The following is a 23,118-nucleotide window of genomic DNA, read 5'->3' on the forward strand; positions in this document are numbered from 1 at the left end:
GTATTTGTTGTCTTTACATTAATATCCTGGAAAGTTTCAAAAGCACTTGAAGCGCCAGAAGATAAATGTCAAAAAAATTAATGATACCATATAAAATGAAAAATTATATAACCAAAACAGTTGTTGCGGTCCTTTTAATCACAACATTCATATCCTGTAAAGTCTCGAAGGATATCGAAGTTCCAAAAGATGCATTTCCTGATACTTTCAGGAATGCATCCGCTTCAAGCGATACAACAAGTATTGCCAATTTGGAATGGAAAAGCTTCTTTACAGAGAAAGACATCGTAAAACTGATAGACAGTGCCATTACAAAAAATAATGATTTGCAAATTGCAACCAAAAATATTGAAATTGCACAATATCAATTAACGCAGGCAAAATGGGGAAATATTCCGGAGCTAAATCTTCTTGTGAGTGCAAATACCAATCGACCATCCGAAAATAGTTTTACAGGTCATAACTTAAGTCAGGCCTTACAAACAAACCATATCGAGGATTATTCGGCAGGAATCGGACTATCATGGGAAGCAGATATTTGGGGTAAAATCCGTAGTCAGAAAAAAAGTGCCTATGCAGGATATCTTCAATCCGAAGAAGTAAAAAAAGCATTGCAAACAACCATAGTATCTAATGTTTCCAAAGGATATTACAACCTATTAATGCTAGATTCACAATTAGAAATTGCCAAAAAGAACCTGAAATTAAATGATAGTACAACCTTCATCATCAAGTTAAAATACGATGCTGGTCAGGTAACGTCATTAGCCATTCAGCAATCGGAAGCACAAAAACTAATTGCAGCACAACTAATCCCTTTATTGGAACAAAATATTGCAATTCAGGAAAATGCATTGAGTGTATTAACAGGAACATTTCCTAGTTCTAAAGAGAGAACAATTACGCTAAATTCAATTGCGTTAAAAGAGAATTTAAAATCAGGTATTCCATCTTCATTAGTAAGACAAAGACCTGATGTAAAAAGTGCCGAATTAGCCCTCGTTAAAGCAAATGCAAGCGTAGGGATTACAAAAGCAAACCTATACCCATCGCTTAAAATTACAGCAAACGGAGGTTTAAATTCTTTCGAAACAAGCAATTGGTTTAATATACCAGCTTCATTATTCGGAACAGCAATAGGCGGATTAACACAACCCTTATTAAACAGCAAAAAGATAAGAACACAATACAATATTGCCAAAGCCGAAAGAGAAAAAGCAGTATTAAACTTCCGACAATCGGTACTAGTTGCTGTAAGCGAAGTATCAGACGCATTAGTAAAAATAGAAAAACTAGAAAGACAACAATTCTTTCTTAAAGAACGCGTAAAAACGTTGCAACAAGCGATAACCAACTCGACTATGTTGTTTAAAAACGGAATGGCAGACTATCTCGAAGTAATTACAGCACAAGCTAATATACTACAAAGCGAGTTGGAACTAGCCAATATTAAACGCGAACAATTAACTGCCAATACCGAATTATATCGCGCACTTGGCGGAGGATGGAAATAATAAGGTTTTATTATTAATTTGAGGCGGGAACGCTGCAAGACTTAGGTTTTGCAGCGTTTTTTTATTATCCAAAAACAGTTATAATTTAGTAGAATGAGGAGCTATTTCCTGCTGTACACTATATCTTTTATGGCATCCCGAAGTGTCGGGATCGCCATAAAAGGATGCCGTTTCCATCAGGGCTAAAAAGCAAAATTTAGAAGAAACAAACCATAATAAATCAGATATAAAATATACTTTTGTAGTTATTAATAGCATCATTTTTAATAAACTATAACCAATATGAAACTCATTTACAACCTGCTTTTTTGTTTGATTTTTATCAACTGTATTGCCCAAAGCAAAACAAACTCAACTTGCGGAACCGAAGATCAGGCGATACAAGTGATTTCAGAATTAAAAGAAGTACAATTGCAGCAAAAATATATTGATTCCATTTCAAATCACACAAAAGGAGTTTCCTATATGACTGATGATAAAATCATTAAAAACAAATCCTATTTTGAAGTTGCCACAGGTTATAATGGCGAAACCCGATGGGAAACCTACAATCTTTTTTATGTAAATAAGAAAAATTGCAATGATATCTATGTAAATGAAGTCGTTTCCGGTGATATTATTCCAATAGCTCAATGGAGAAAACTAAAAGCAAAAAAAGTAAAACACTAATCTTATCCTAACAGTTTTTAAAAATGTGTTAGTTTCCCTGCTGTACACTATATCTTTTCCTGGCTAAAGAAGTTCGCTGTACGAAGTCTCCCGACTTCGTACCGACAACAATAATCTAAAGTTGTAAAAAAATTGGAACGGGTACGAAGTCGGCAGACTTCGCACAGCAAGTCTTGTCACTTCGAGGAACGAGAAGTCACACAAGAAACTCAGCAATCATAATCACATATGTCAGTCTGAGTCGAAGACCAGTAATGTGAGTAACCAGCAGTAATAAAAAAAATCCGTGTAAATCCGCGTTTTCGCGATAGCGAATCCGCATCATCAGCGTACCATTTACCCACAAGCCATTTTATTTTCTTATTTTTGATAAGTCGAAAAACTACAAAATGACATTCAATAAAGATAAATATAGCAACGATTTAAAATTAAATTTCCAAAGCTATGCTCTGATTACCGAAGCATCTTGGAAATTAATAGAGAATATCGTTGAGTTTCAATTCTTAAAAAAAGGAGGAATTCTATTAAATAATGGACAGATTGCCAAAGAAATCCACTTTATATGCAAAGGAGCATTAAGAGCTTATATTACAGATAACGAAGGCAATATTTATAATAAGAATATCTTTCTTGAAGGTTCTTTTGCAGGTTCAAAAGTTTCGTTATTGCAGCAAACTCCATCCGATTTTACAATCGAAGCATTAGAAGATTGTATTCTTATCGCTATAAACTACAAGAAATACAGAGAACTAATTAATCAAAACGACGATTTAAAAAATTATTATATCGCTTATCTCGAAAAAAATTGGGTAATCGAAAAAGAACAACGGGAAATTTCACTGGTTATGCAAAATGCAACCGAAAGATACCTCAACCTTTTAGCCAAACATCCCGATATTTCGCATCGGATTCCCCTACTCCATATAGCATCACATCTTGGAATTACGCCAACCCAATTAAGCCGAATACGGAAAAGTTTAGATAAATAGCTAAATCAACATATGTAAAGATCCAAGTAAAACACTAGACTTATCTTTGTTTTATATTCCGCTATAAATAGTATCGAAATGAAAGAAAAAGCAAACTTAATCGCAGACAATATTAGTAATCTTACCCGTTTATGGAAAACAGTAGGAACACCTTTTCAATCAAACCATAAAAAAGATACTTTCGAATATTGTAAAATAGAAAACTCCGGTTGGCCCAATAAATTGTGGTTCAACCAAGACCTTACATTAGGTAGTGCCGAAAAAGCAATTGAAACACTACAAGCCAATCCTAATTTGGTGATTCCGTATTGGGATATCTACGGAACAAATTCTAATGAAATTCTAGAAGCCAAAGGCTTGGTCAAAAAAACAGAACAAGTGGCAATGGCATTAAAACTAGACAAACCATTTGAGCTACAAAACACATTAGAATTTAAACGTATTTGGAATGCAGAAGAGGCAAAAATCTGGGCCGATTTATATCCAAATGCATTTGGCTATGTAATTAGTAAAGAGATTCTAATACATAATTACAACGAAGTACAATTTCACTTAGTAACTTACCAGAACCAGTCAATAGGAACTTTTATGCTATTCCAAACCGAAAACAACATCGGAATCCATGGCGTAGGCGTAATCCCAGAAATGAGAAGAAAAGGTTTTGCCGAAGAAATCATGAAATATGCACTCAATATTGCTATAGATTTAAAAGCCGAGTATGCATTACTACAAGCATCCGTAATGGGAAAAGGCATCTACACTAAACTTGGCTTTGAAGACTTATTTATTATAAAAAATTACGTTTTAAAAAGTGAGTGAAAACTTTAAATCATTAAGAGATTAAGTAAAATTAAGTTTTATGTTTTTGCCACAAATTATAAAGATTAAAAAGTTGCAAAACTTTGTGGTCTTTGCGTATCCCGAGGCTTCGGGACTGCGGACTCTGCGGTTAATTTTTTTCCACGAAATGATCCTCCGACTCCGCCACAGAGAGACAAGATTGCAACAAAACAAATTGAGTAAATACTCTATTTTATCAAAAATCCTTCTAATCTGTGGCATAAACCTTTATTCTTTAATGATAAAAAATGATTGTCGTATATGCCCCTTAAATAGTCGTAAATACGTATTTAATGAGAAAAGAATAGTTGTAAATTTACATAAGTAATTAATAACCAATCTAAAAGCTAACAAAATGAAATCAACAAAAATTATTTTCTGGGTAACTACTATTATCATTTTCTTATTCGAAGGAGTCATGGCAGCCTTTACATCTCAAACAGAACTTGCCAAAGAAGGAATCAGACATCTAGGTTATCCTGAGTACTTTGGCAATGCATTGGTTGTCTTTAAAATTTTGGGCGTACTTGTATTGGTAATCCCAACAATCCCAAATCGTATTAAAGAATGGGCTTATGCCGGTTTTGCTTTCGATTTTATATTTGCTTCAATAAGCCATTTTTCTGTAGACGGAATTGGCTTTCAAGTATTCTTCCCATTAATCTTTCTGGTAATTTTGATAATCTCATACATCAATTATCACAAACTACTGAATCACAAAGGCATTTAGTTATAAATTAGAAAATCAATGATAGAAGTTTTCAAAACAAATGTTCAGGAAGTAGAGCAATCCAAAATGATTGTTGAAAAACTTCTTGAACATTTTCCAAATAGTCGTATTAATTTTGACTTGGAAGATTGTGACAAAATTTTACGGATTGATGATTTGATGATTTCAAATCAAAAAATAATCAAACTCCTTAATTTTCATGGTTATCAGTGTGAAGTACTCCCATAACACAAAACAACATAATTAACTGATTTTTAATCATTTAAAACTTTTAAATATTGTAATTTTATTCTATTATTAATCAGCAAATTATAGAATAAATGGAAATCCCAACAACACATCAAACGGTAATGCCTTATTTAATGCTTAATGGAGCTCAAAAGTTTATTGACTTTACCAAAAAAGCTTTTGACGCACAGTTAACAGCAAGCATGCACAAATTACATGAAGATGGAAAAACAATAAGACACTCAGAAGTTACAATTGGCGGAAGTACTATAATGTTTAGCGAAGCGACAAGTGATTGGAAACCACAAACAGCAAACTTATTTATATATGTTGCCAATGCCGATGAAACCTATAAAAAAGCGATAGACTCTGGAGCAACAACGTTAATGGAATTAAGCAATCAGGATTATGGGAGAACCTGCGGCATAACAGACCCTTTTGGGAATGTATGGTGGATAACATCGATAATAAAATGAAAAATATACTTTCTAAAAAAATATTATAATTTCTTAATTAATCGACAAAATGAAATCAGCACTTCAAAAAAAAATTATTGAGACGTTTGAGCAATTAAACGAGATACTTTCTTCTTTCTCCGAAAGCGAACTTAATACAGCTCCATATAAAGGAAGTTGGACTGCGGGACAAGTTGTACAACATCTTATCATGGCAAGTTCCGGTTATCCCGAAATGTGCAGTGGTCCCACTGAACCGACTACACGAAAACATGATGAAAAAGTTAAAGATATCGAAGCTATTTTTTTGGATTTTTCTATAAAAATGCAATCGCCTGAATTCATAATACCTCCAGATATAGAATACGATAAAAATTCGCTAACTTTATCTCTGCAAAAAATAGAAGAAGAATTATTGCATATCTCTGGAACATATGATTTAACATTAACATGTCTCAATTTTGAAATTCCTCCTTTTGGAAAATTTACAATTTATGAATGGATTAATTTCTCACTTATCCATATAATGAGACATACAAAACAATTAAATGCAATTTTCAAGGGCTTAGCGAATCGGTAAATTTTAATTATAATCTTCAGCGCAAAACTTATACTGTCTTTATATGAAATCAAAAGTAGGAACTGTTTTATTATCTGGTTTAGTTGCAGGCACATTGGATATTATTACCTCTATTATTATTTATGCATTTATATTACAAAAAACTACTGCAACCAAAATTCTGCAATCAATCGCAAGTGGTATTTTAAAAAAAGACGCTTATTCCGGAGATCCAAAAGTGCTTTACTACGGGCTATTGTTTCATTTTATAATTGCTGTGCTTTTTGCTTTATTTTATCTTATAATTTACCCATACATCCCATTTTTAAAGAATAATACTTTACTCTCAGGATTTACATATGGTGTTTTTGTTTGGATAGTAATGAACCTAATTGTTCTTCCAATTGTATTTCCAGTTTTACCTGCCAAGAATTTAGATTTCCCGTTACTGTTATCGATACTAATACTGGTGTTTTGCATCGGACTTCCTATCGCATTTATTACAAAAAAACACTACTATTCATCAAATAGGTGATTATTATTTAAGTCCCAATGAGATAAACCTATGCTTTAAACGAATTATTTTAACTTAAAAATTATTTATCATGGCAACAAAAGATTTAAACATTGTATTGGTTCATGGCGCTTGGGGAGATGGTTCCCATTGGCAACACATCATTCCGGCTTTGCATAAAGAAGGCTACAAAGTTCGAAGCGTACAAAACCCGTTAACATCACTGGATGATGACATCCAAAAAACAAAAGATTTAATCGATGCACAAGATGGCAAAGTATTATTGGTAGGGCACTCTTATGGAGGTTCGGTAATAAGTGGCGCTGGGCATCATGACAAAGTAGTAGGTTTGGTTTATATTGCAGCATTTGCACCAGATAAAGGCGAAAGTCTAGGTGGTATATTCGGACGCAGAGATCAACCATCAGGGGGAGCAAATATTTACCCTGATAGTAAAGGTTTTTTATGGATTAAATATGACAAGTACCACGAAAGTTTCTGTCAGGATTTAAACGAAAAAGATACATTAACAATGGCTTTAGCTCAAAAACCTATTCATGGTAGTTGCTTTGGAGCAGAATCGGGTGAACCTGCCTGGAAAACAAAACCGAGTTGGTATCAGATATCCGATAACGATCATATGATTCCACCAGTAACTCAAAAAGAAATGGCCGACAGAATGAAACCTAAAAAAATAATTCATTTAGATGCAAGTCATGCTTCTTTGGCTTCTCACCCAAAAGGAGTTTTAGAACTAATTTTGGAAGCTGCAAAAGCTGTTGAATAATCATATATAACAGTTCTTTATTTTACTTAAAGCAAATAAGGATCCTATTTAATTATTTCTGTTAACACATAGTGACATAGCTTAAATAATACATCAAAGATGATTTATAAAAACACATCTTAGGTTATTATTTAAAATTTATGTTCCTATGTGTTAATTTTTTTACACATAGAACAAGCAAAAACAAAATAATCATGGCGACCCAATTAACAATTAATAATACCATCGAGATAAATGCTCCTGCACATAAAGTATGGGATGCATTAACTAATCCAAAGAAAACAAAAATTTATATGTTTGGTTGTGAAGCTCTCTCAGATTGGAAAGTTGGGAGTAAACTACTTTGGCAAGGCAATTATGAAGGTACCGATATTATTTTTGTAAAAGGAAATATTGTAAGTATCGAACCTAATAAAAAGCTTATTTATTCTACTTTTGATCCAAATTCAACAATTGTCGATATTCCAGAAAATTACCTGAATGTAACTTATGAATTGGCCGAAAATAATGGAAAAACAATTCTGAATGTTTCACAAGGCGATTACTCAAAAGTGGCAGATGGTCAAAGAAGATATTGTGAAGGATTAAATAATGGTGAAGGCTGGAGTCCAATTTTAGTAGAAATAAAAAAACTTGTAGAAGAAAATTAAATGATAGCAAAATTCTTTGAAAATCAAGCCGAATTTAGAAAATGGTTAATCAAAAATCATCAAAATGAAACCGAATTACTGGTAGGTTTTTATAAAGTAAACAGCAGTAAACCTAGCATGACATGGTCACAATCTGTGGATGAAGTGCTTTGCTTTGGCTGGATTGATGGTGTTCGCAGATCGATTGATATAGATAGTTATTCTATTCGTTTTACTCCTCGAAAAGCAACTAGTATCTGGAGTGCTATAAATATCAAAAAAATAGAAGTTTTAACCGAACTAGGATTAATGCAACCTGCAGGTATTGCCAGCTTTAAATTGCGAAAAGAGAATAAATCCAGAATTTATACACACGAAATTGACGAAGTTCACTTTTCTGATGAATTTGAAAAAGTTTTTAAAGCCAATGAAAAAGCATGGGATTTCTTTCAGGCATTAGCGCCTTCTTATAAAAAAGTATCAAAAAACTGGGTTATGAGCGCAAAACAAGAAGTTACAAGAATTAAGCGGTTAAACGAACTTATAGCCGATAGTATGGAATCTAAAAATAAATGGAAATCATAAATCAAAACAAAAGTTTCTAAAATGAGCCTCCTTAAAGGTTTTTCTTTTATACACAAACTTCTGTTTTAATAACTAATGAAAACCCATCCTGCTTTACCAGCGCCAACATTGGATTTAATAACATAGTAATAAGTTCCATTAGGAAGTGTTTTACCATCATCACTCTGACCATACCATTCATTAACATACTTGCCCGAATAGTGGTAAACTTTTCGTCCCCAACGGTTAAAAATCTCAACATCATTAACATTAAAACCAGTTAAGTCAAAGTTGTCATTAATACCATCTCCATTAGGAGAAATTGCAGTTGGGACACCACATAGATATTCTGTAATTAAGACTGTTTCTACTTTTTGACAAGTTCCATTACTTACAGTAACTTTAAACTCAAGTGGAAGTGTAATTGAACTATTATTCCTCACGTAATCTGTAAAGTTGAAATTAGCACTATTATTCCCTACAATGTTCCCAATATTGTTAGTCCAGGTATATTGATAATCTGAAGAATTTGTATCTGATATTACTTTAACCAAATACTCGTTATTTATACATTGCTGAGTGGTCGAAAAATTAATATCTTTTATAATAACATTCAGCGTGATTCCTGTAGCGCATTGTCCTGCCGCAGCAGTAAAAACATAATTACCACTAACAGCATTACTGATTATTGCCGGACTCCATGTTCCAGTTATTCCGTTTGGAGATCGGGTTGCCAGAATTGGTACTGATCCTCCCGTACATAATGTTAGTGTAGTAGCAAAATCTGGTGTTATACTTTGTGTGATTGTTACAACCAATGTTGTTGTAGTGGCACATTGACCTACTGTGGGAGTAAAAACATAATTACCACTTATTGTATTATCAATTGCTGCAGGATTCCAAGTTCCGGTTATTCCATTTGGTGAGGTCGTTGCTAGAACTGGTGCTGTTGCTCCATTACATAATGTTAGCGTTGTTGCAAAATCAGGTGTAATACTTGGTGTAATTGTTACAACCAATGTTGTTATAGTGGCACATTGACCTGCTGTGGGAGTAAAAACATAATTACCACTTGTACTATTATCAATTGCTGCAGGGCTCCAAGTTCCAGTTATTCCATTTGGGGAGGTCGTTGCTAGAACTGGCGCTGTTGCTCCATTACACAATGTTAGCGTTGTTACAAAATCTGGCGTAACATTTGGATTAATCATTACTGCCAATGTAGTTGTTGTAGCACATAAACCTGCTGTGGGCGTAAAAACATAATTACCACTTGTAGTATTATCAATTGCTGCAGGATTCCAAGTTCCGGTTATTCCGTTTGGGGAAGTCGTTGCCAGAACTGCTGCGGTTGCTCCATTACATAAAGTTAGTGTTGTTGCAAAATCTGGCGTAACATTTGGATTAACCGTTACTGCCAATGTAGTTGTTGTGGCACATAAACCTGCTGTGGGAGTAAAAACATAATTGCCATTTGTAGTATTATCAATTGTTGCAGGACTCCAAGTTCCCGTTATTCCGTTTGGGGAATTCGTTGCCAGAACTGGCGCTGTTGCTCCATTACACAATGTTAGCGTTGTTGCGAAATCTGGCGTAACATTTGGATTAACCGTTACTGCCAATGTAGTTGTTGTGGCACATAAACCCGCTGTGGGAGTAAAAACATAATTACCACTTATTGTATTATCAATTGTTGCAGGACTCCAAGTTCCCGTTATTCCGTTTGGGGAAGTCGTTGCCAGAACTGCTGCGGTTGCTCCATTACATAAAGTTAGTGTTGTTGCAAAATCTGGCGTAACATTTGGATTAACCGTTACTGCCAATGTAGTTATTGTGGCACATTGTCCAGCATCTGGAGTAAAAACATAATTACCACTTATTGTATTATCAATTGCTGCAGGATTCCAAGTTCCGGTTATTCCGTTTGGGGAAGTCGTTGCTAGAACTGGTGCTGTTGCTCCATTACATAAAGTTAGTGTTGTTGCAAAATCTGGCGTAACATTTGGATTAACCGTTACTGCCAATGTAGTTGTTGTAGCACATAAACCTGCTGTGGGAGTAAAAACATAATTACCACTTATTGCATTATCAATTGCTGCAGGACTCCAAGTTCCGGTTATTCCGTTTGGGGAGGTTGTTGCTAGAACTGGTGCTGTTGCTCCATTACATAAGGTTAGTGTTGTTGCAAAATCTGGCCTTGTATTTGAATTTACCGTCAAATTAATAACATCCGAAATTTTATCTCCACAAATATTTGTCGCTTCTAGTTTTAATACAATAGTACTTCCACCAGATGCAAGCGGAATTGTATAATTGGTTACTGTTGTATTTGAAGAAGAAAAAGTCCCAACAGGAGATGTCCAAGCAACCGACTGTTCGCCTAGTGCAGTACCATTTAAAGCAATTGTAGCACCAGCACAAGCGGTTAAAGTTGGTGGGCCTGCGTTTACAATAAAAGGAGGTATTGGTGCTTGACATCCATAATTTACATAACTGGCAACTCCAGCTGGCGTAAAATCAACTGTAGCTCCATCTGCAGCTACATTATTCCCATTTATATCGGTTAGCAATGCTCTATCGTAGGTAACACTCCTAGCACAACCGCCAATTAAAGCCATCGTGAGAGTACGTAGACCTACTCCAAAATTGGCAAAATGCCCACTACTAGTTGTTGGATTATTTTGAAATATCATATAAATATCCTCAGACAAAGGACCGAATGGGTTTGCAGATGGACTCATATTAAAACTTGTTACCAGAATAACTGTTGCATTAGCCGGAATTATTCCACCTGGAGGCTCTATTATCCGTCTGCAACCTCCTGCAGCAACAATGTCGGCGTTTAATTGAGCAACTTTAGAAGCTGTTACAACATCCTCTACAAGACCTTTCCAGGAATTGTTGGGCCAAGAAACCACTAGTGTACTCATATCCAATGGTGCACTCCCTACTTTAAACCGGACCATTTCATTAAAACCTTCTGCAGTACCATCACAGGCATCAACTAAAATACTTTGAATTTCAAAACATTGGGAAAATGTTTTATCACTTATAAATAGGAAGAAAATTGTAAAAATATAACAACTGAGTAAAGTTTTAAATTTCATATCGATAAAATTAAATCCAATAATATGCTCAAGTATTCTCTTAAAATTAACAATATTATCTTGTATAACCATCAATACAATTAACTAAACTACTAATTACCTATACATTAATAGTGTTTTATAAAAAAAATCTTTCAGTTTGTATTACTCTAAATAACTGTATTTTATACTTTTTGCTCAAAGTTTAAAGTCTTAAGAGATTGATAAATAACACTTAAAAAACTACAGTTTTACCTATCTTTAAAAAAAATAATTATTATGGAAGCACAATCTTATAAAAATCATATTCGGTATTATGCCCCTCATCATTATATTTATTATCCTGTAATAACAATTTTGCTCATTATTAGCATCTATTTTTCTTTTACATCAAATGATACAGCAATCTGGATCTTTATAAGTCTAATTTTTGTTGTTCTATTTGGATTGGGTTTAATGCTCCGTCAGCATTATGCTTTAACCTTACAAAACAGAATTATTAGATTAGAATTACGATATCGCTATTTCTCAATAACAGGAAAAAGATTGGAGGAGTTTGAGGATCAATTAAACGACGAACAAATATTTGCATTGCGATTTAGTCCCGATAAAGAACTCATTATATTAATCGAAAAAACTTTGGATGAAAATCTATCCGGGAATTCAATAAAAAAATCCATTACCGATTGGAGAGGAGATTACCAAAGGGTTTAAAGTATTCTGATTAAAGAAACGTTTTATTCTTCAATCGATCAGAAAGTTCTCTTCTATAAGTAATCCCGATAGGTAGCCTTTCTTTCTTAATTACAACAAAATCTTTTTCTGTTGCTTCTATCTTGTCCAAAGCAACAATATATGACTTATGAATGCGCATAAAACCTAACTCGGGAAGACATTTTTCGAATTCGCTCGTAGTTATAGATGCCAGATAGGTTCTTTTTGTAGTATGTAATTTTACATAATTACCAAAACTCTGTGCAAATAAAAGATTTTCCAATTCAAGCTCTACAAAGTGACCATCTACTTTTACACTCACGGTATTTGCAACAGTTTCTACAGCTTTACTTTGACCATTTTCCATAGAGAAAAAACGATCTATTGCCTTTAAAAACCTTGGGAAATAAATTGGTTTTAATAAATAATCAATGACTCCGTAATCATAACTTTCAAGGGCAAATTCCGAATAAGCAGTTGTTAAGATTGTTCTTGGAGGAGATGGAATAATCTTTAATAATTCAATACCGGTTATTTCGGGCATATTGATATCCAAAAACATCAAATTTACTTTATTCTCCCGAAGATAATTCATGGCTTCGATACCATTGTAACACTGATAAACCAAGTCCAGTTGCGGATTTTGCTTTATATAATTCACCAAAACATAATGTGCTGCTGGCTCATCATCAACAATAATACATTTTTTTGGTTCTTTCATATTATACAAACTTCTTGAGTTGTAATTTCAAATCTACGATATAAGTATTATTATCTTCTTGAATATCTAATTTATATTCTTTGCCATAAAGTAAATTCATGCGTTCAACTGTATTTTTCAATCCAATTTTGGTCGAAACAACATTTGTCTTTTTAGTAGGTATCGAATTGATTACATGAAGATGTAATAATCCATTATCAACGGTTATAAAAATACGAACAAAGCAATTTTCAATTGCACAAGTCCCATGTTTAAATGCATTTTCTATAAAAGTAATCAATAACATTGGTGAAACTTTATAGGCGTTTTCATTATCGATTTTGCAATCGTATGTAATATCACAACGGTATCCTACACGCTCTTTTTCTAGTTGAATATAACTATTAATAAACGAAAGTTCTTCTTCCAGCGATACACATTGTTTGGCATTACTCTCTAGCTGATAACGCATTAATTGCGAAACTTTCATGATTAAATCCGGTGTACGATCAGGAAACTCAAGGCTAATCCCGTACAGGGTATTAAAGGTATTAAATAAAAAATGAGGATTCAACTGTCCGCGGAGAGAATTTAATTGCATCTGGTTGAATAATAGTGTTTCATCAGTTTGTTTTTTATGAATCCGGTAGAATTTAAAAACAATTATCGGACTCAAAATACATACTAATGTCCCCAAAACACTTGCCATTTGATAGGCATAACTTCTTTGATGTGAGTTTTGATATAAACGACATTTACTAAACATATCCAAAGTCGTTATTTCGTATAAAACTATAGAAAACAGTAATACTCCCAGCAGCGTTAAAAATATATATGTTAGTGGTCTTTGTTCTTTAAATAATATTGGAAGAAGAAAAAAACGATTGAATTGGGCATGCATATACAAGATTAAGTAGAAAAACCCCCCCATAAGAATGGAAGCTAAGGAGCTAAAAAGCATCCAATCATTTTTTAATGTATAAATCGTAAATGAAAAAGCAACAACAGCAATCTCTTGCCACCATTTATTATCCAATACGCTATTAATCTTTTTGTTCATTACTAATACTTAAATAGTTTACAAATTACGGGCTAATTTTTAATTTTTAATTTTATTAAATGACCAATTCAATTCATCATTTATTATCGTATTACATCATTTAACAAGGGTTATTTTGGTTCAAGTAAAATAATTTTGTTAGATAATTTCTTATTTTGAGTTTTATGTCTTTCAAAAAAATTACGCTATTATTTTTATTGTTTTCCGTTTCGGCAGGATTTGCCCAGACACTATCTTTAAAAGATGCTATTAAAATAGGTCTTGAAAATTATGGTAGTGTTAAAGCAAAAAGCAATTATGCCAGTGCCTCCAAAGAAACGCTTAAACAAGCTAACCGGGATTACTTACCAAATCTAAATTTATCGGCACAACAAGATTACGGAACTATTAATGGCCAAAATGGTGTATTATATGGTTATAATGGTCTTGGTACTGCCTCATCGGGTCCCGCTTTACCAGAACAAAACTGGAACGCCTCTTTTGGTGCCTTGTATCTGGTTAACATGAATTGGGATTTTTTCACTTTTGGGAAAATCAAACAAAAAATCAATCTTGCCAAAGTCGAGGTTCAAAGTCGTGAAAATGATTTGCAACAGGAAAAATTTCAACAGGAAATTAAAATTTCTGCGGCATATCTTAATTTGCTGGCAAGCCAACGTTTATTAATCTCTCAGCAAAAAAACTTATCACGTGCTATCGTTTTCAAGAACACAGCCGTGGCAAGAGTAAAAAACGGATTACTTGCAGGTGTCGATTCTACATTGGCTACAGCCGAAGTATCTCGTGCTAAAATCGCCTTAAATCAGGCTAAAGATTTTGTAAAAGAGCAAAATAGTAAATTGGTTATTTTAATGGGAGTACCTACTCAGGATTTTGTTCCCGATACCTTATTTGTAAATCAAATCCCAAGGGAAATGATACAACCAAGTGAGTCTAATGACAGTCTTCATCCTGTACTTCAATACTATAAAACCAGAATTGATTACAGCAATCAACAGGTTAAATTATATAAAAGAAGCTACTACCCTACGATGAGTATGTTTGGTGTTTTACAAACGCGAGCATCTGGATTTAACTCGGATTATGTAACCGATCAAACTTCTTTTAATCGAAATTATATCGATGGAATTAGCCCGGACCGAACCAATTATCTTGTGGGAATTGGAATTTCATGGAATCTTACAACGCCATTTAGAGCGAGCAAACAAGTTAGTGCACAAAAATTTATTTCTCAGGGTTTACAAGATGAGTACAACCAGATTGATACCGAGCTAAAAGCGCAATTGAGTCTCGCTGACGCAAAAATTAAAATCACGATGGATAATTATGTCGAAGCACCGATTCAGGTTAATGCTGCTGCTCAGGCTTATTTACAAAAATCGACCTTGTATAAAAATGGGTTAACCACATTAACAGATATAACCCAAACATTATATACCCTGAATCGCGCCGAAATAGATCGGGATATTGTCAATAATAATGTTTGGCAATCTTTCTTACTTAAGGCAGCAGCCACAGGTAATTTTGACTTATTTATAAATGAATTTTAATTATAGATCCTAATGAATTTAATACGTTTTGCACTTCGCAAACCCATTTCCATACTGGTTTTGGTTGCAGGTTTATTCTTCTTCGGAATTGGTGCCATCAAGGACATCAAGGTAGATATTCTTCCGAAAATGAATTTGCCGGTTATTTATATTGCACATCCTTTTGGTGGTTATACTCCAGATCAGATGGAAGCTTATTTTGCCAAGACTTATGTCAATATTTTACCTTTTGCAAATGGGGTAAAATCAGTTGAAACCAAGAATATTCAGGGGTTGATGATTATGAAATTAACCTATTATGAGAATACGAATATGGCTCAGGCTGCTGCCGAATTAAGTTCGCTATCGAACAGGATTCAGGCGGCATTTCCTCCAGGAACACAACCGCCGTTCATTATTCGATTTGATGCTTCGTCTTTGCCTATTGGTCAATTGGTATTAAGCAGTAAAATACGTTCCAATAATGAATTGCAGGATTTAGCCAACGTTTATGTTCGTGCATCTTTTACCTCTATTCCCGGTTTATTATCTCCGGCTCCCTTTGGCGGAAGCCCAAGAACGATTGAGGTTAACGTAGATCCTGATTTATTGCGTTCGCATAATATGACACCCGATCAAATCGTAGATGCAATACGTGTAAACAACCAAACTGCCCCTTCCGGAAATGTTCGAATGGGTGATATAAACTATATTACACCAACCAACAATACGATTAAAGAAGTTAAGGATTTTGAGAAAATTCCGTTGTTTAAAGGTGGTGTACAAAACTTAACTTTAGGCGATGTAGCTACTGTAAAAGATGGTGCCGATATTACTGCCGGTTATGCCTTGGTAAACGGAAAACGTTCGGTTTATATTAGTATTGCAAAAGCGGGAGATGCTTCGACTTGGGATGTGGTTCAGAAATTAAAATCCGAATTGCCTAAAATCCAAAGTACCTTACCCGAGGATGTAAAATTATCCTATGAATTTGACCAATCGGTTTATGTAATCAACTCGGTTAAAAGTTTAATTACCGAGGGTATCATTGGAGCTGTACTAACCGGATTAATGGTTTTACTTTTCCTTGGTGACAGACGTGCTGCTTTAATTGTAATCCTTACGATTCCGATTTCGATTATTTCGGGAGTTTTATTCCTGAAATTATTTGGTCAAACCATCAACTTAATGTCATTAAGCGGATTGGCACTTGCAATTGGTATCTTGGTGGACGAAAGTACTGTTACGATAGAAAATATCCACCAGCATCTCGACATGGGAAAACCCAAGGCACTCGCCATTTGGGATGCCTGTCAGGAAATTGCTTTACCTAAGTTACTGATCTTACTTTGTATCCTTGCCGTTTTTGCACCGGCATTTACGATGGTAGGAATACCGGGAGCTTTGTTTTTACCATTGGCATTAGCGATTGGATTCTCGATGGTTATTTCGTTTTTACTATCGCAAACATTTGTACCTGTTATGGCAAACTGGTTAATGAAAGGACATCCAGTTCATGAACATGCACCAAATATTACCGATGATGAAGCCGAATTTAACGATAGCGGAATAACAGCCGAATCGGAAAAAAATCTGATTACTCAGAAAAAAAACATGGTCGAAAGAGACGATCTGAATAATGATGGAAAAATAAGTCGTTTTGAGAAATTCAGAATTCGATTTATGAAAACATTAGATCGCCTGTTTCCGCTTAAAAAAGGAGTAACCATTGCCTATCTTCTTGGAATTACCTGTCTTGCAATGGTATTAATTACTTTTATCGGGAAAGATGTATTTCCTAAAGTAAACTCAAGTCAGTTCCAACTAAGGATGCGTGCTCCCGATGGAACTCGTTTAGAACGTACCGAAGAAAAAGCAATTTTAGTGCTTAAAGAATTAGACAAAATGGTTGGTAAAGAACATATCGGAATCTCATCTGTGTATGTAGGGCAACACCCTTCTTTATTCTCTATTAACCCAATATATTTATTCATGGCGGGTTCACATGAAGCTGTTTTTCAAGTGAGTTTAAAAGACTATCATGCCGATATGGATGAATTTAAAGACGAGTTTAGAGCTAGAATCAAAAAGATACTTCCAGATGTGAAGCTTTCTTTTGAGCCAATCGAACTTACCGATAAAGTTTTAAGCCAAGGTTCTCCTACTCCAATTGAAGTGCGAATAGCTGGAAAAGACAAAAAACGAAATGAGTTATATGCCAATCAGATTGTAGAGAAACTAAAGAAAATATCTTATTTCAGAGATGTGCAAATTGGACAACCAATTCATTATCCTGCAATGAATATTGACATTGACAGAACTCGTGCTGCCGAATTGGGCGTAGATATGAATGATATTTCAAGATCACTTGTGGCCTCGACCTCATCATCAAGATATACCGAAAAGAATATGTGGGTAGATGAAAGAGCCGGATTATCATATAACGTTCAGGTTCAGGTTCCATTAAACCAGATGAAAAGTAAAACTGATATTGGAGAAATTCCGGTATTAAAAAATTCGCTTCGTCCAGTTATAAGTGATGTAGCCAAAATTACACCAGGATTTGTGAGTGGAGAAAATGACAATTTAGGGGCTATGCCATACATTACTGTTACGGCCAACATAAGCCAAACCGATCTTGGTACGGCAGTAAAAGATGTGGATGCAACAATAAATTCGTTGGGAGAATTACCACGTGGTTTATTCATTACCCCTATTGGTATGAGCAAAGTATTGACTGAAACATTAAGTAGTTTACAAATCGGATTATTGGTCGCCATTTTTGTGATCTTCTTAATGTTGGCGGCAAATTTCCAATCATTCAAGGTATCGTTAGTAATCTTAACCACAGTTCCTGCAGTAGTTCTGGGGTCTTTATTAATGTTATTAATTACAGGATCTACCCTAAATTTACAATCGTATATGGGAATCATCATGTCGGTTGGGGTTTCTATCGCCAATGCCGTTTTATTGGTTACCAATGCCGAACAATTACGAAAATACAATGGCAATGCATTAGAGTCGGCTCGTGAAGCTGCAGCATTACGTCTTCGTCCAATCATTATGACATCTGTGGCAATGATTGCTGGAATGTTACCAATGGCAATTGGACACGGAGAAGGTGGCGATCAAGTATCTCCATTAGGACGTGCTGTTATCGGTGGATTATTATTTTCGACATTTGCAGTATTATTAATTTTACCACTTATTTTTGCCTGGGCACAAGAAAAAGCAAGCACACAATCTGTTTCTTTAGATCCCGAAGACGAAGAAAGCATCCATTATATATCCTCATTAAATCCAAAAAATGAAAAATAAAATATTACAATCGACCATGCTATTTTTTGTAGCAGTAAGTTTATTAAGCAGCTGTAATTCTGGTAAGAAAGAAGAAGCTACTGCAGAAGTTGAACCGAAGACTGAAACATTTCTTTTGCAAAAAGAAAAACTATCAACCGAATTGAGAATGCCAGCAGAATTATCTGGTTTCCAACAAGTAGATTTATATGCAAAAGTGAGCAGCTTTGTACAATTACTTAAAGTAGATATAGGTACGAAAGTAACCAAAGGACAACTTTTAATCGTACTAGAAGCGCCCGAAATTAGCTCTCAACTTGCTGCTGCCGAATCGAGATTAAAATCGATGGAAGCCATTTACAATACAAGCAAAAGCACCTACAATCGTCTTTATGAAACTAGTAAAGTAGAAGGTACTATTTCTAAAAATGATTTAGAAATGGCAAACGGAAAAAAGAATTCTGATTATGCACAATACCAAGCCGCAGTTGCAGCACATAAAGAAGTGGCGATTATGAGAGGCTATCTAGAAATTCGTGCCCCTTTTAACGGAATTGTTACAGCAAGAAATGTCAACTTAGGCGCTTACGTAGGTCCTGCAGGAAAAGGATCAGATTTGCCATTATTAACCATTCAGGAACAAACAAAATTGCGTCTTGCCGTATCTATCCCAGAACTATATACAGGATATTTAAAACAAGGTGACGAAATGAGTTTTAATGTAAAATCATCGCCAGATACTTTTAAAGCCAAAATACAACGTATGTCGGGAGCATTAGATTTAAAACTGCGCTCAGAACGTGTAGAGATGGACGTAAACAATACAAGCGGAGATTTATTACCAGGAATGGTAGCCGAAGTTTTGCTTCCGCTAAATGCAAAAGACAGCACATTTGTAGCGCCAAAAACTGCCGTTGTAAGTTCTGCCGAAGGCATTTATATTATAAAAGTAGTAAACCATAAAGCAACAAGAATCAACGTAAAAAAAGGAAGAGAAATCGATGATAAAATCGAAATATTTGGAGATTTAAATGCCAATGATAAACTGATAAAACTTGCCAGCGAAGAAATTAAAGAAGGTGATACTGTAAACGAATAACCCCCCTTTAGCTTTCTTTTTTATTAGATTACCCAAAGAAACTGTACGCAATTATTAATTCCCGCATTTAAGAACCTGAAATGACTTGAGAATGCGAATCAAAAATTGCCCTAAAGGACGATGCTTTTAAAGTATCGTCCTTTTTTTGTGGTGAAAAAATAATCTCGCAAAGGCACAGAGTCGCAAAGTTTTATTCTAAAAACCTGAATTGCCTCCTGCTTTAGCTGGAGGAATTTTATAGAGCAAGAACTAAGGCTTTAGCCGAATATGTACATTTTGGCTAAAGCCCATTTTATTATTCAATTATAAACCTCCAGCTAAAGCAGGAGGCAATTAAAGAAAAACATTTGAAGCTTTTAAAAATATTTGTTTCTAAATATTTCTTTAGGAGCTATTTCCTGCAATCATTCCAATCTTTTTTATTGAGAAAAACAATAAAAAAGGATTTTCCCTTCTATCAGCGCTAGGGATTTAGTATTCAAAAAAATAAACAGGTAAAAGTACTTGCATCTTTTGCATTATTTATTGTTACTCTTGTTTCTGACAAATTTTAGTACAGTATGGTTTTCCGTAAAAAAGATAATATTGGAGTGCTGATATTTGTTTTTATTATTTAAAATATTCGTTCATCATCAAAATATTATTGAAGCTATGGAGAAAATAACAGTAAAAAAACTAATTGAATTTCGTGGGAAAAATGACCGAACAAAAATCACCTTTGTAAAAAACCTTAATAAAGAAAAAATAAAATCTGTTGATGATTCAGGAGGTGATTATTGGATTAGTTGCTTGAGTGCTATTAGAAATGCTTTTAAATTTAATAATGCAGATTTATTGGACGAAAAGATAAATCTACTGAGAGATAAAATTAAAGTTGTAGAAGATAAACGAATAAAAGACCAATTTCAAAGAAACCTTGATATTATAAATAATTTTAAGGATTATGATTTTCAACATTTAAAACCAAATGTTGATTTACATTTTCTAACCCAACCAAAAGAGCATGCTATACTCAATATTAAGGAATTCCCAATTGAAGCGAAGCCCTGTCATATTTTTACTTTTTCAAATAACAATGGTGATGAAATTGCAGGAATTTGGTTTGTGGCTCAAATACATGGATTCACAAAGAGTGAGTTGGGAATGTTTACAGACATACTTTATCGATATTTAGATAAACATTATTCAAAGGATTTTTATATAAATCCAGATTATTGTATTGCAGTAGATCTTTATAATGGACAAGAAGTAAACTATTCTGAAATTAAAGATGGTAAAATTCCAATTTTGATTGATTCAACATTAGATGATTTAAAGGAATTATAGGAAGTGATGAATTTAAAAATTAATCTAAGATTAGTAATTAAAATAGTATATTTTTGGATTAAAATAATGCATACCATTTATCTCTCCAAAATTGAGGGATTGGATTTGTTTTATGATACAAATATACAAGTTACCAGTAATTATCTATGAAAAACAACTATATAAAGGAACTTGAAGAAAAAGGATGGGTAGAAATTAATATTAAAATATCTGATGAAGAGCTTCTATCTTTAGCAAAAACATTTGGAGAAATTTTGCCACACCCAAGTGGGAAAATTATAGATATTTTAGTTCCTAAAAAAGCTGAACAAGCTATACAAAATAGTTTTAGTCATAAGTTTGGTTTTAATTCATTTCCATTACATTCAGATACTGCTTTTTGGACAATTCCGGCTAGATATGTTCTATTAACCTCTGAAAATATAAGTGAAACTGCTACAACAATAACAACATTCAAACATGTTCTTGAGAAACTTAATAAGCAAGATTTAATAGATTTAGAACAAGCTATATACTTGGTTAAAACAAAAAACAAAACATTCTTTTCAAAATTAAAGCAGAAATTTGGAAATCAAATTTGTTATAGATATGATTCATCTACAATGAAGCCATTAAATAAACATGCACAAAAAATAGAAGAAAGATTTAACGAGATTTTTGAATTATTAAATGTTACTAAAATTAATTGGAATTCAAATAAAATTATAATTTTTGACAATTGGCAAACTCTACATGGCAGAGAATCAATACGAGAAGATTTAGATAGAAAACTTAAACGAATATATATTCAGTAAAATCATGAGTTGGGAAAGAGAACCGTTATTTACAAAATCAAAACTTTTTTTTGAAAAAGCAAACGAAGAAGAAAAAGATAGTCCATTCTTTGGATTATGGTGTGCAATGGGATTGGAACTTTTAACAAGATCCGCTTTAGCCCATGTTAGCCCAACCTTACTTGCTGATCCTGATGTAAGCCATCAAAACTTATTACATGCACTAAACCTTGGCTCTACTAAAAGTAAAAGAAAATCTCTTATTACAATGCAAGTTTTATCATTATGTCAAACATTAATTACTGATTTTAATGAAGCTCATTTTAAAATTGCATCTGCAATAATTAATCAACGTAACGAAGAATTACATTCTGGTGCTGCGGCATTTGAAGAATATCCGACTCAACAATGGATTGCTGGATTTTATAAATGTTGCAAAATTTTGAGTGAATTTCAAGGAGAATCTCTGAATTCCTTATTTGGAGATGAGATTCAAACCGAAGCTGAAGTAATTTTAGCAGAAATCGAGGAAGAGGTTATTGGAAAAACAAAAAGTCTTATTGCGGCACACAAAAAAGTCTTTGAAAATAAACCAAAAGAAACTCAAGATGAATTAAAAGAATTAGCTCAAAAAAATGGAGATAAGCTTTCAACTAGAGGGCATCATAGAGTCGATTGTCCTGCATGTTCAAATATTGGAACAGTCATAGGTGAAACTTATGGAAAAGACCATTTTGAAAATAAAGAAGATCATATTATTATAAAAAGTTCAATACTTCCAACAAAGTTTACTTGCATAGCCTGTGAATTAAAGTTAAACGGTTATAGTTCATTAAAAGCAGCTGATATAGCAAACCACTATACCAGAAAAACAACATATTCCCCAGAGGAATACTATGATATGATTAATCCCGATGATTATGATGCAATAACTGAGAGATATAATGAGTTTGCAGAACCCCAATATGACGAATTTAATAACGAGTAATAACTGCTAATAACATACGTCGCTAGGTACATAAAAGACCAATGGCTAAATATTCTCAAAATATTGAT

Annotated in this window: 23 protein-coding genes; 19 read left to right on the forward strand and 4 right to left on the reverse strand. The window is 33.8% G+C overall.

Annotated features, from left to right (window positions below; genetic code table 11):
- Positions 1 to 95: 95 nt before the first annotated feature.
- Positions 96 to 1,514, forward strand: a complete 1,419-nt coding sequence (locus tag OIU83_RS06095) for a TolC family protein (protein WP_264205385.1) — start codon at positions 96 to 98, stop codon at positions 1,512 to 1,514.
- 78 nt (positions 1,515 to 1,592) lie between these two features.
- Here OIU83_RS06095 and OIU83_RS06100 read toward each other — a convergent pair whose 3' ends face one another.
- Positions 1,593 to 1,775, reverse strand: coding sequence for a hypothetical protein (locus tag OIU83_RS06100; protein WP_264205386.1), 183 nt, complete (start codon positions 1,773 to 1,775; stop codon positions 1,593 to 1,595).
- 21 nt (positions 1,776 to 1,796) lie between these two features.
- Between OIU83_RS06100 and OIU83_RS06105 the strand changes: the two genes are divergently transcribed.
- The 11 genes from OIU83_RS06105 (at position 1,797) to OIU83_RS06155 (ending at position 8,499) form a co-directional block, all read left to right on the forward strand.
- Positions 1,797 to 2,183, forward strand: a complete 387-nt coding sequence (locus tag OIU83_RS06105) for a hypothetical protein (protein WP_264205387.1) — start codon at positions 1,797 to 1,799, stop codon at positions 2,181 to 2,183.
- 389 nt (positions 2,184 to 2,572) lie between these two features.
- Entirely contained in the window at positions 2,573 to 3,172 is a 600-nt protein-coding gene (locus OIU83_RS06110; protein WP_264205388.1) for a Crp/Fnr family transcriptional regulator, read from the forward strand.
- Positions 3,173 to 3,250: 78 nt separating this feature from the next.
- Positions 3,251 to 3,991 carry a GNAT family N-acetyltransferase gene (locus OIU83_RS06115; RefSeq protein ID WP_264205389.1) on the forward strand — a complete coding sequence of 247 codons (741 nt, stop codon included), beginning with the start codon at positions 3,251 to 3,253 and terminating at the stop codon, positions 3,989 to 3,991.
- Positions 3,992 to 4,367: 376 nt separating this feature from the next.
- Positions 4,368 to 4,742 (forward strand): DoxX family protein, encoded by a 375-nt coding sequence (locus tag OIU83_RS06120; RefSeq protein WP_264205390.1) that lies wholly within the window; start codon positions 4,368 to 4,370, stop codon positions 4,740 to 4,742.
- Between the two features lie 18 nt (positions 4,743 to 4,760).
- Positions 4,761 to 4,970 (forward strand): hypothetical protein, encoded by a 210-nt coding sequence (locus OIU83_RS06125; RefSeq protein ID WP_264205391.1) that lies wholly within the window; start codon positions 4,761 to 4,763, stop codon positions 4,968 to 4,970.
- 92 nt (positions 4,971 to 5,062) lie between these two features.
- On the forward strand, positions 5,063 to 5,446 hold the full coding sequence (locus OIU83_RS06130) for a VOC family protein (RefSeq protein ID WP_264205392.1): 384 nt from the start codon (positions 5,063 to 5,065) through the stop codon (positions 5,444 to 5,446).
- Positions 5,447 to 5,495: 49 nt separating this feature from the next.
- Positions 5,496 to 6,005 carry a DinB family protein gene (locus OIU83_RS06135; protein WP_264205393.1) on the forward strand — a complete coding sequence of 170 codons (510 nt, stop codon included), beginning with the start codon at positions 5,496 to 5,498 and terminating at the stop codon, positions 6,003 to 6,005.
- A gap of 43 nt (positions 6,006 to 6,048) precedes the next feature.
- Positions 6,049 to 6,519: a DUF1440 domain-containing protein gene (locus OIU83_RS06140; RefSeq protein WP_264205394.1), complete on the forward strand. Its 471-nt coding sequence runs from the start codon at positions 6,049 to 6,051 to the stop codon at positions 6,517 to 6,519.
- A gap of 70 nt (positions 6,520 to 6,589) precedes the next feature.
- The gene (locus OIU83_RS06145) at positions 6,590 to 7,285 is read left to right on the forward strand and encodes an alpha/beta hydrolase (protein WP_264205395.1); all 696 of its coding nucleotides are present in this window, start codon (positions 6,590 to 6,592) and stop codon (positions 7,283 to 7,285) included.
- Between the two features lie 194 nt (positions 7,286 to 7,479).
- Positions 7,480 to 7,935, forward strand: a complete 456-nt coding sequence (locus OIU83_RS06150) for an SRPBCC domain-containing protein (RefSeq protein ID WP_264205396.1) — start codon at positions 7,480 to 7,482, stop codon at positions 7,933 to 7,935.
- Entirely contained in the window at positions 7,936 to 8,499 is a 564-nt protein-coding gene (locus OIU83_RS06155; protein ID WP_264205397.1) for a YdeI/OmpD-associated family protein, read from the forward strand.
- A 65-nt stretch (positions 8,500 to 8,564) separates the two neighbouring features.
- Here OIU83_RS06155 and OIU83_RS06160 read toward each other — a convergent pair whose 3' ends face one another.
- Positions 8,565 to 11,585 (reverse strand): T9SS type B sorting domain-containing protein, encoded by a 3,021-nt coding sequence (locus OIU83_RS06160; protein ID WP_264205398.1) that lies wholly within the window; start codon positions 11,583 to 11,585, stop codon positions 8,565 to 8,567.
- A 258-nt stretch (positions 11,586 to 11,843) separates the two neighbouring features.
- Here OIU83_RS06160 and OIU83_RS06165 point away from each other — a divergent pair, with 258 nt between their 5' ends.
- Positions 11,844 to 12,278 (forward strand): DUF6526 family protein, encoded by a 435-nt coding sequence (locus OIU83_RS06165; RefSeq protein ID WP_264205399.1) that lies wholly within the window; start codon positions 11,844 to 11,846, stop codon positions 12,276 to 12,278.
- Between the two features lie 10 nt (positions 12,279 to 12,288).
- On the opposite strand, the gene OIU83_RS06170 is transcribed toward OIU83_RS06165, so the two are convergent.
- On the reverse strand, positions 12,289 to 12,999 hold the full coding sequence (locus OIU83_RS06170) for a LytR/AlgR family response regulator transcription factor (protein WP_264205400.1): 711 nt from the start codon (positions 12,997 to 12,999) through the stop codon (positions 12,289 to 12,291).
- Between the two features lies 1 nt (position 13,000).
- On the reverse strand, positions 13,001 to 14,038 hold the full coding sequence (locus OIU83_RS06175) for a sensor histidine kinase (protein ID WP_264205401.1): 1,038 nt from the start codon (positions 14,036 to 14,038) through the stop codon (positions 13,001 to 13,003).
- Positions 14,039 to 14,202: 164 nt separating this feature from the next.
- Between OIU83_RS06175 and OIU83_RS06180 the strand changes: the two genes are divergently transcribed.
- From OIU83_RS06180 to OIU83_RS06205, 6 genes are all read left to right on the forward strand, one after another.
- A complete protein-coding gene (locus OIU83_RS06180; protein ID WP_264205402.1) occupies positions 14,203 to 15,588 on the forward strand; it encodes a TolC family protein in 1,386 nt (461 codons plus the stop codon).
- Positions 15,589 to 15,600: 12 nt separating this feature from the next.
- Positions 15,601 to 18,885, forward strand: coding sequence for an efflux RND transporter permease subunit (locus tag OIU83_RS06185; protein ID WP_264205403.1), 3,285 nt, complete (start codon positions 15,601 to 15,603; stop codon positions 18,883 to 18,885).
- Entirely contained in the window at positions 18,875 to 19,963 is a 1,089-nt protein-coding gene (locus tag OIU83_RS06190) for an efflux RND transporter periplasmic adaptor subunit (RefSeq protein WP_264205404.1), read from the forward strand. Before OIU83_RS06185 ends, OIU83_RS06190 begins: the two co-directional genes overlap by 11 nt.
- Before the next feature lie 651 nt (positions 19,964 to 20,614).
- The gene (locus OIU83_RS06195) at positions 20,615 to 21,289 is read left to right on the forward strand and encodes a hypothetical protein (protein ID WP_264205405.1); all 675 of its coding nucleotides are present in this window, start codon (positions 20,615 to 20,617) and stop codon (positions 21,287 to 21,289) included.
- A gap of 146 nt (positions 21,290 to 21,435) precedes the next feature.
- The gene (locus OIU83_RS06200; RefSeq protein ID WP_264205406.1) at positions 21,436 to 22,083 is read left to right on the forward strand and encodes a TauD/TfdA family dioxygenase; all 648 of its coding nucleotides are present in this window, start codon (positions 21,436 to 21,438) and stop codon (positions 22,081 to 22,083) included.
- A gap of 4 nt (positions 22,084 to 22,087) precedes the next feature.
- Positions 22,088 to 23,050 (forward strand): hypothetical protein, encoded by a 963-nt coding sequence (locus tag OIU83_RS06205; RefSeq protein WP_264205407.1) that lies wholly within the window; start codon positions 22,088 to 22,090, stop codon positions 23,048 to 23,050.
- Positions 23,051 to 23,118 lie beyond the last annotated feature (68 nt).

The organism is Flavobacterium shii (genome assembly GCF_025847235.1).
GTDB lineage: Bacteria > Bacteroidota > Bacteroidia > Flavobacteriales > Flavobacteriaceae > Flavobacterium > Flavobacterium shii.